This window comes from Allorhizocola rhizosphaerae (assembly GCF_003426775.1).
Taxonomy (GTDB): Bacteria; Actinomycetota; Actinomycetes; order Mycobacteriales; family Micromonosporaceae; genus Allorhizocola; species Allorhizocola rhizosphaerae.
This window is the reverse complement of sequence record NZ_QJUG01000044.1, coordinates 37,756-47,194: the sequence shown is the minus strand read 5'-3', so window position 1 is coordinate 47,194 and position 9,439 is coordinate 37,756. Positions and strand designations below refer to the sequence as shown.

Genomic DNA, 9,439 nt, shown 5'->3' with positions numbered 1-9,439 from the left:
GGCCCTGGTCGCGGCCGGCGTGCCGGCACACCACGCGCTCGGCGCGGCCTCGTGGGCCGCCCGCGCCTACCTCGGCCTCGCCGGCCTGGTCGACGGCGCACCCGCCGACGCGGTCGTCTACGAGTCCGACCCACGCGCCGATCTCGACCAGCTCACCCACCCCATGGCCGTTGTCCTGCGCGGAAAACGCCGATAGCTCACCTCACCACGGGCTCGCGCTCGTCGCCCGCAGGACCGCGGTGTAAAGCTCGCGGACCTCGGGACACGGGTCGATCCCCAACCCGTCGGCCAGCCGTCGGGCGAGATCCCGGTACGGGGAAAGCGCCTCGGCCCGCCGCCCGGCGGCCCGTCTCGTGATTGCGGGCCATGTCGCGCCATCGCATCGCGATGTCGGGTGGGCCCAACCTCGCGTACGCTCGCAAGAGAGCCCTGGGGTGTCGGGGCTCACGGTCACGGCACTCCCGGTTTTTAGTACACTCGTTCGAGTGGGATGGGGTAGCAGGTCCGACCTGACGTGGGCTCAGCTGGAGCAGCGCATGGTCGGCGGCACGATCATCGACCCGCTTGCCGACGACGACCGCGCGGGGTGGGCCGGGCCCGAGCGCGTGCCGCCGGCGCCCGGCCACAGCGACGTGCCCTATGCCGAGCTGCACTGCCACACCAACTTCAGCTTCCTCGACGGCGCCTCGCATCCCGAGGAGCTCGCGCATGAGGCGGTCCGGCTCGGGCTGAAGGCGCTGGCCATCACCGATCACGATGGCCTCTACGGGGTCGTGCGGTTCGCCGAGGCGGCGCGCGAGCTGCCGCTGCAGACGGTGTTCGGCGCCGAGCTCGGGTTGTCCGGGGTCGAGCGGGCCGGGCCGCCCGATCCCGCCGGCGAGCACCTGCTCCTGCTGGCCAAGGGGCAGACGGGCTATGCCCGGCTCTCGTCGGTGATCGCGCGGGCCCATCTCGCGGGCGGGCAGAAGGGGCGGCCGCGCTATGACCTCGACGCGATCGCCGGGCTGCACGGGCACGTGGTCGCGCTCACCGGCTGCCGCAAGGGCGCCGTGCCGCAGGCCTTGGCGCGCAACGAAGATGCGGCGCGCAGGCTCGACGAGCTGACCGAGATGTTCGGTCGCGACAACGTTTTCGTCGAGCTCACGGATCACGGCGACCCGCTCGACGGCGATCGCAACGACGCGCTCGTCAAGCTGGCCCGGGCAAAAGGGCTCGAACTGGTCGCCACCAACAACGTGCACTACCACGCCCCCTCCCGCCGCCGGCTGGCCACCGTGATGGCGGCGGTCCGGGCGCGGAGCAGTCTGGATCAGATAGATCCCTATCTGCCGGCGGCGGCAACGGCCCATCTGCGCTCGGGTGACGAGATGGCCGCACGGTTGTTCAGCGCGGAGCCCGTGGTCAACGCGGCCCGGCTGGCCGAGCGGCTGGCGTTCGACCTGCATCTGATCGCGCCGGAGCTGCCACCGTTCAAGGATCTCAAACCGGGACAGTCCGAAATGGACCTGCTGCGAGATCTGGTTTACCGAGGGGCCGCCGAGCGTTACGGGCTGGTGCACTCGGAGGCCTACGCGCAGATCGAGCGCGAGCTGAAGATGATCGATGAGCTCAACTTCCCGGGCTACTTCCTGGTGGTGTGGGACATCGTGCGCTTTTGTCGTGACAACGGGATCCTGTGCCAGGGGCGCGGTTCGGCGGCCAACAGCGCCGTGTGCTACGCGATCGGAGTGACCAATGTGGACCCAATCGCATACAAGCTTTTGTTCGAGCGGTTTCTCGCGCCCGAGCGGGACGGGCCGCCCGACATCGACGTCGACATCGAGTCCGACCGGCGCGAGGAGGTCATCCAATACGTCTATGAGACCCACGGCCGGGAGCGCACCGCCTTGGTGGCCAATGTCATCTCATATCGTCCCCGATCGGCCGTCCGCGATGTCGCGCGCGCGTTTGGGCACTCGCCGGGTCAACAAGACGCGTGGAGCAAGCAGATCGATCGCTGGAGAGCCATTTCCAAAGAAGATATCGATGGGGTACCGGGAAACGTCCTGCACTTCGCCAACGAGCTGCTCACCGCGCCGAGGCATCTGGGCATCCACTCCGGCGGCATGGTCATCTGTGACCGGCCCATCATCGAGGTGTGCCCGGTGGAGTGGGCGCGCATGGAGGGGCGCACGGTCCTGCAGTGGGACAAGGACGACTGCGCGGCCATCAAGCTCGTGAAGTTCGACCTGCTCGGGCTCGGCATGCTGTCGGCCATCCAATACGCTTACGAATTCCTGGGCATGAGAGCGGATCTGAGCCAAAATCAGCCACACGACCCGGAAATCTACGAGATGCTGTGCCGGGCCGACACGGTCGGCGTGTTCCAGGTCGAGAGCCGCGCGCAGATGTCAACGCTGCCAAGGCTGCAACCGCGCGAGTTCTACGACATCGTGGTGGAGGTCGCGCTGATCCGGCCCGGTCCGATCCAGGGCGGGTCGGTGCACCCGTTCATCCGGCGCAAAAACGGGGAGGAGTGGGAGATCCCGCACCCGCTGATGATGAACGCCCTGGGCCGGACCAAGGGCGTGCCGCTGTTCCAGGAGCAGATGATGCAGTTGGCCATGGACGTGGCCGACTTCACCCCCGAAGACGCCGACAAGCTGCGCCGGGCCATGGGCTCCAAGCGATCGCTGGAGCGCATGGCCGAGCTCAAGGACAAGCTCTTCGCGGGCATGGCCAAAAACGGCATCACCGGCGAGCTCGCCGACGACATCTACAACAAGCTCGCGGCCTTTTCCCACTACGGTTTCCCGGAGAGCCACGCGATCAGCTTCGCCCATCTGGTGTATGTGAGCGCCTGGCTCAAGCGCTATCACCCGGCCGCGTTCTGCGCGTCGTTGCTCAAGGCGCAGCCGATGGGGTTCTACTCGCCACAGTCGCTTGTGGACGATGCGCGGCGGCACGGCGTGGAGGTGCTCCGGCCCGACATCAACCGCAGTGAGGTCAAGGCAACGCTGGAGGGCGGCAACTGGGCCGTGCGCGCCGACGGGCCCGGCACACCGCCCTCCCAGTGGGGCCTCGGCGGCCCGTCGGTGCGCCTCGGGCTGGACACCGTGCGCACGATCTCGGAGAGCACGGCCAAACTCATCGTCGAGCGGCGCCCCGAGGCTGGATACGTTGACATTCCCGACGTCGTCGTGCGCACCCGGCTTCCGGCCGCGCAGCTTGAGGCCCTCGCCACCGCCAACGCCTTCGCGTGCTTCGGGCTTGACCGGCGCGAGGCGCTGTGGATAGCCGGTGCCGCGGCGCAGGAACGCTCCGGTCACCTGCCGGGGACCACCGTGGGGCTCGACGCTCCCGCGTTGCCCGGCATGGAAGACGTCGACCTGTTGGTGTCCGACGTGTGGTCCACCGGGCTGTCGCCGGACAGTCATCCCATCAAGCTCGTGCGCCCCTTCCTGGATGAGCAGCGAGCCGTGCCCATCTCCCGCCTGCCGCGCATCGAGCACCGCTCCCGGGTCGCCGTCGGCGGGCTGGTCACGCATCGGCAACGCCCGGCCACCGCGTCGGGCATCACGTTCATCAACCTTGAGGACGAGACCGGCATGCTCAATGTGGTTTGCTCGCCCGGGTTGTGGCAACGTTACCGGCGGCTCGCCATCACCAGCCCGGCGCTGATCGTGCGCGGGACGCTCGAAAGCCAGTCCGGCGTCATCAACCTCGTGGCGGAAAAGCTCACCCGGCTGCCCATCTCCACCAACCCGAAATCGCGCGACTTCAGATAGCCGGGGTGCGGTGGCGCCGAGGGCGGATACATCGCGGTGCCCCCGCTGACGTGCCCGCGTAGCCCGCGGTCACGATCGCGGCCGGTCGATCGGCGCCCCGGGATTGATCTTGTCGCACGAGCATGGCGCACCGGCAGTCAGCCGCAGGCGTCTGGTGCGCGTTCTAGAGACAGGCGCGGATGTCGCGGGGTTGGCGGCGGTCGGCGCGGTGACGGCTTGCCACCCTTGGCGGGCAAGCGTTACCTCGGGCACCGGCGCGGCTTCGCCATCCGGTCCGTCGCCGGAAGCGTTTCGCAATCACCGAGCGCGCCGGCCCTGCCGCCAGTCCGAGCCCGTCGGCCACCGCCGGCGCTCCGCCGGTGTTCAAGCATCCCGGGCTGCTGCACACGCAGGCCGACTTCGAGCGCATGGCGGCCGAGGTCCGCGCCGGGCACAGCCGTGGAAGCCCGGAGGGGACAGTCTGGCCGCCAACCGGCACTCGCACGCCACTTGGGCGCCACGGGCGATGGAGACGGTCATCCGCGGCGGAGACGGAAAACTACACGGTCTTCTATAACGACATCCAGATGGGGTGGCCTATGTCTATGACGGCTTGGTCAGCTGGAAGTGCCAGATAATGGCGCCGGGTACGGCCCACGCTGCCCTGCTCGCCTCGGGGATGAGGTCTAGCAGCGACCACGGCCAGTCGTGCCAGTCGCTCACGGTGAGATCGGCGGGTGGCGGAGGTGGTGGCGTGTCGACGGGGAGGGGGCGGGGTTCCTCGCAGCGTCGGACTTGCAGCCCGGTCGGGAGAGCGGCGCGTAGGAAGTCGCCGGGGGTGTGGCGGTAGGTGGCGACTAGGCCGGGTTCGTCGTTGGGTCCGAGCGCATGTGGGTTGGAGCCGCGGAAGACGATGTCGTGGTGGGCGTCGGAGATGGCCAGGTGCCCGCCGGGTCGCAGGACGCGGGCGAACTCGGCCATCACCGGTTCAAGTGTCGGCACGTGGGACAGGGCGAGGCCGGACACGACGAGGTCGACGCAGCTGTCGGGCAGGGGTAGCTGGTGGAGGTCGCCGAGGAGGAACTCGCCTGACGGTACGCGGGTGCGGGCCCGGTCGAGCATGTCGGGTGAGCTGTCCACGCCGACTACTCGATGTCCGCGTCCGGCGAGGTATTCGGCGTATCTGCCGGTGCCGCAGGCCGCGTCGAGGGCGTCGCCGGGCGGGAGCGCATCGATGATCTGATGCATGACGGGTTCGTCGCAGTCGAACAGGCTGTTGCGTGGCTCATCGTAGGTCGCGGCCCATTGCCGGTACCCGGTGAGCGTGTCGCCGCGGTCGACCATCACCCCGTCGTGGCCGGCGATCGCTTCGGTGGCCAATAGCCGTCGTATCTCGGCCAGGCGTCTGTGGACGAAGTCCTGGTCGAAGTCGCCTACCCAGGCCCGCATTAGCGCGATGCCTTCAAGCCCCAGGAGATAGGCCAACGGGTGCTGATAGATCATGTGTGGGACGTTAGCGTTCGCTGGGGCACCGGTCCACGCATTTATGTATATGCGGGTAAGCGTCTGTTACGGCGTCGGGCTGGTCTGGTGTGGACGGTCACGGCTTTCTGCCGCCCGTTGCGGGTGCTTTTGAGCCGGTAGGAGTCGGTGCCGGTTTCGATGATGCAGGCGTTGAAGGTGAGCCGGTCGACGATGGCGGCGCAGAGCCGCGGGATATGTCGCGTCGGGGATCAGCCGAGCACCCCAAATGCCTCCACATGGCCTTCCAAAAAGCCTGCTGAGATTGGGAAGCAAACGCGCGATGGATCGTCTTGCTCGAGTAGGACAAGCGCATCGAGAACAGGTGCACCCGCACCGGCTCCGGCCGGTCGATCAGACGCACCCAGGCGTCGCAGAAGTCAACCTCGGCCGTCGGTCCTCGGCTTGGCCGGGTCCACGACGACGCGCGAGGGCCACGCCTCTTCGGTGGCGGTGGGATCGCCGACAGCAACGCCGCATGCACTGTCTTACGCGACACCTGGTACCGCGCCGCCAACTTTCCGCTCAGACAGAGACGGATTAAGACGGCGGTCCTGGCGGATCTGCGCGAACAGCTCGACACGCGACGACAAACTCGGCCTCCCGACACGACCGCTGATCGACGCAGAAGACCATCCCAGCAAAGCCATCCAAGGTCGGAAGACACTCAAACGAGGGAGTGTCACCAGCCCGCCTGACACAGGAACGGTGGCCCCCGAAACCTTGCTCAATTGGACCGACTGACGTTGCTAGGAACAACCGGTGCAAAGCCATGCTCCGCAACGCCTTCGCCACCATGGCCGAAGACTTCCTCACCCGGCACAACGGAGCCTCATGGCTGGGAACGCGTCGGCGTAGGCACGCAACGTGGCGGCGTCGCTTACCCGGCCGGTCGCGATGAGGCAGCGGATCGGCGTCGCGGAAGGCGGGCCACATGGCGGCGAGGTTGGCCGCCTTGAGCCGATGGTTGTCGGGATCGTCGACCGTGTCGGCCGGCAGAACCCGATCTGAGCGTGCCACAACCTTCCCACCGACCACCCAGCCCGCCACCAACCGCCTGCCACAACCTGCCTGCCGCTGATGAGCCCGTGGCCACACCGTCCAAAGTGGATGCCGCCCAGGCGTGGCTATGGACCGTGGGGGCGATGATGGGCGTCCAGCAACAGGTCGGTGAGGGCCGTGGGTTGGGACACCATAGGCCAGTGGCCGGTGTCCAGGTCGACGAACGACCAAGTGGGCGCGCCGTGCAGGGCGAGGACATCGTCGCGCGGCTTGGCGTCGGGCCGCAGGCACCGAATATAGGTCGCCGGAAGCTCGGCAAGGGGTCGTGCGAGGTGGGCAGGCTCAAACAAGGTGCCGCCCGGATGCGGGCTTGCCCGTGCGACAAGCCACGCCACCTGTTCATCGGTCAGGTCGTGCCCGTCGAACTCCTCGATCTCCGGCACCGGCCACCACCCGCCGTTGGCGTCGACAGCGGCGCGCACCAGCTCCTGCCCGCGCGGTGACCACCCGTCGGTCATGGATTGACCGTCAACGGGGAGGTTGGAGTCGACGAACACGGTGTGCGCAATCCGCTCCGACACGAGGGACGCGACTTGGCCGGCGACAACGCCCGCATAGCTGTGCCCGACGAGCACGGCCCCGCGCACGTCGGCCGAGTCGAGCAGCTCAAGAACGTCGGACACATGCGTGGCAAGGCCAATCTCCGCGCCAGGCAAGGACGCCCCGGCCGACGGGCCGGAACCGCCAGAAGCACCAGATCCGGAAGACGCGCTGGATCGGTCAGAGGTGCCGGAGCCGCCGGATGAGCCGGGCCGGGCGGACAGGTCAGGCGGACCGGACTCGCCAGACGACCCAGACCGAGCGGACAGGCCAGGCGGACACAAGTCGCCGGCCTGGCGAGACCCGGCGGACGGGCCGGACCCGTCAGGCAGGCCAGAGTCGCCAGACAGGCCTGACAGCGTGAGCACATGGACGCGGTGGCCGAGCGCGCGCAGGCGCTCGGCCACCGGCTGCCAGACCCATGCTCCCAGCCAAGCACCCGGGATCAGCACAAAGGTGTTCATGGCCCGACGCTAAACCAGGGGTCTGACATTTTCCGCGACCGCCGCAGACCGAAGGCAGTCGCCGCAACAGAAGCAGCCGCGCCGTGGCCGAGGCAAACACCGCACCACGAGCAACCGCACCACCACCAAGGCAAACACCGCACCACGAGCAACCGCACCGCAAACGAAGCAGCCGCCGCAGCGGAAGCAGCCACCCTAAACTGAAGCAGTAGCTCGCCGAAACGGCAGCCACCCCGCAAGCCGCGAGCGGAAACCGTAGGGCCTGGGCCTGACGAATAACGTCAAGGCCTGAGTGGAAACCGCCGCAAAGCCCGAACGAAAACCACAAACCCGAGCCGTAACCCGTTGCAAGGCCAGTGCCGTGACCGGCTACTGCAAATCCTGATGCGGTGGCCGCTCCGGTAAAGGCAATGCGATAGTTGCGGGCCGAAGAGGCCTACGCGAAGGTGAAGTGCGTCCACTGCTCCACCGGGTCGAACTGGGCGATGCGCACCGCGATTTCGGCCCCGACTTCGACCCGGCCTTTGCCGACGACCAGCCCGCCGATGCCGGGCGCGACCTCGACGAACGCGCCGAACGGCACGACCCGGGTCACACGCCCGCGCAGGACATCGCCAACGTCATGTTGGTCAAGGAAGTTTTGCCAGTCCGGATTGGACATTTCTCACCTCCCTCCTGTCAAAGGACGGGGAGGTGCGCCGGGCCGTCACGCCACGGCCGGGTAACCAATCAGCTCGTGGCGACCATCTGTCGCCTGCCCGGCAGTCATGCCATCAACCTAGCACGCTCATCGTCCCGTACCAGATGCACAAGCGTGGAGTTCGCCACCGCCAACCCACCCAGCAGGATCGCCCACCCAACACGGCCCATGTCCACCAGCGCGGCCGTCGCTCCCCCAAACACGACCGCCTCGACCGCAAGCCGCCCCGGCAGCGGCAGGAACCACTTGGCCTTGGGTGCCACGAACCTCGCCCACAGCAACGCAGCCGTCAACGGCAGCACGGTTGCCAGCACAACAGAAATACGCCAGCCCCACACCGCCAACACCACCAACGCGGTGATCTCCAGCGCGAACCGCAGCAAAGCGTTGAGGTACACAAACCACCTGGGCACAGCGTCCAACTTCACGACCACGATCATGACCCTATCCGAACTTCAACGGCCAGGACGCGCGGTGGTCCTGGCCGACGTGGGCATCCGTGGGTCATACAGATCCCATACTTGATTCGAGCAGCGTCGCCTCGGCATCCCCGCGGGCGGCCGGACGGTCACATTCAGCAGCGGCAAGGGTGTGTCGCCGCCGGTGAGGACGCATCGCCCCGCCATCGCTACGCACGCGGCAACGACGTGTGGGCACGCGCCCGGATGCCCCAGTCGTCGCACCGTCCCACGCACCAGTGAATGCCCCGCAACGGGTTGCCCGCCCGGTGCGCAGCACCGGATCGGCGCCGTGCATCCGATTCGCGTCCGGCTCTCACCCCACGAATGACCGCCGACCCAGCCTCTCTCCCAAGCCTCACGGACCGGCGCCCGGAAGCGATCGAAAGCAACGAACGAAGCTAGCTGTCCGTTACCGGCCCGCGCTGGCGCAACTCGTCGACCGCGCTCATTGCCTGGCGCAGCTCGGTCAGCCACTGCTCGGTGTGCTGGCCGACCAGCTTGACGCACCAGGCGAGCGCCTCGGACCGGGAGCGGGCGACGCCCGCGTCCACGAGCGTGTCGAGCACCTGGCGCTCAGGCTGGCGCAGCCGTGTCATGACCGGCGCCGAATGCGTGGTGAACAGCGTGCGTGTGCCCCCGCACCGGGCTCCCCACGCTACCTTGCGCCGGTAGCGGTGCTCGGCCTGGCGGGCGAGCTGGATTCGCTTGTCGCGTGTTGACTCACGGAAGGCGGAGATCCGGCCCGCTTCGGCGGCGGCCTGGTCGGCGTCGGTGGAGTCGGCGGGCAGAGTGGGCTCGGACAACGCGCCCACGATCAAAATCTCGTCGCGGTCGATCGTGATGTCGGGCGGCCCCTGGTAAAGGTCGTCGGGAATCAGCCCGGTGATCCAGGCCTTCGCGTCTGAGGCAGTCGCAGTCATGCTTACATGATTACACCCTTGCAAG

General features: G+C 67.9%; 7 protein-coding genes and 1 pseudogene. 2 read left to right on the top strand and 6 right to left on the bottom strand.

Annotated elements, in window-relative coordinates; genetic code table 11:
* Nucleotides 1–196: pseudogene (locus DM816_RS12045) on the top strand (amidohydrolase family protein); the annotation flags it as partial.
* A 6-nt stretch (nucleotides 197–202) separates the two neighbouring features.
* Here the strand turns inward: DM816_RS12045 and DM816_RS45755 are convergent.
* Entirely contained in the window at nucleotides 203–448 is a 246-nt protein-coding gene (locus tag DM816_RS45755) for a BTAD domain-containing putative transcriptional regulator (protein WP_211588654.1), read from the bottom strand.
* Between the two features lie 88 nt (nucleotides 449–536).
* Here DM816_RS45755 and DM816_RS12035 point away from each other — a divergent pair, with 88 nt between their 5' ends.
* Entirely contained in the window at nucleotides 537–3,767 is a 3,231-nt protein-coding gene (locus DM816_RS12035; RefSeq protein ID WP_117210252.1) for an error-prone DNA polymerase, read from the top strand.
* Between the two features lie 582 nt (nucleotides 3,768–4,349).
* Here the strand turns inward: DM816_RS12035 and DM816_RS12030 are convergent.
* The 5 genes from DM816_RS12030 to DM816_RS12010 all read right to left on the bottom strand — a co-directional run bounded on the left by DM816_RS12030 (nucleotide 4,350) and on the right by DM816_RS12010 (nucleotide 9,414).
* Nucleotides 4,350–5,249: a class I SAM-dependent methyltransferase gene (locus tag DM816_RS12030; RefSeq protein WP_117210251.1), complete on the bottom strand. Its 900-nt coding sequence runs from the start codon at nucleotides 5,247–5,249 to the stop codon at nucleotides 4,350–4,352.
* Between the two features lie 1,145 nt (nucleotides 5,250–6,394).
* A complete protein-coding gene (locus tag DM816_RS42440) occupies nucleotides 6,395–7,333 on the bottom strand; it encodes an alpha/beta fold hydrolase (RefSeq protein WP_162907365.1) in 939 nt (312 codons plus the stop codon).
* Nucleotides 7,334–7,769: 436 nt separating this feature from the next.
* Nucleotides 7,770–7,994 carry a S1 RNA-binding domain-containing protein gene (locus tag DM816_RS12020; protein WP_117210249.1) on the bottom strand — a complete coding sequence of 75 codons (225 nt, stop codon included), beginning with the start codon at nucleotides 7,992–7,994 and terminating at the stop codon, nucleotides 7,770–7,772.
* A 104-nt stretch (nucleotides 7,995–8,098) separates the two neighbouring features.
* Entirely contained in the window at nucleotides 8,099–8,461 is a 363-nt protein-coding gene (locus tag DM816_RS12015; protein WP_211588653.1) for a YrdB family protein, read from the bottom strand.
* A gap of 431 nt (nucleotides 8,462–8,892) precedes the next feature.
* Nucleotides 8,893–9,414, bottom strand: a complete 522-nt coding sequence (locus DM816_RS12010; protein WP_117210247.1) for a hypothetical protein — start codon at nucleotides 9,412–9,414, stop codon at nucleotides 8,893–8,895.
* Nucleotides 9,415–9,439 lie beyond the last annotated feature (25 nt).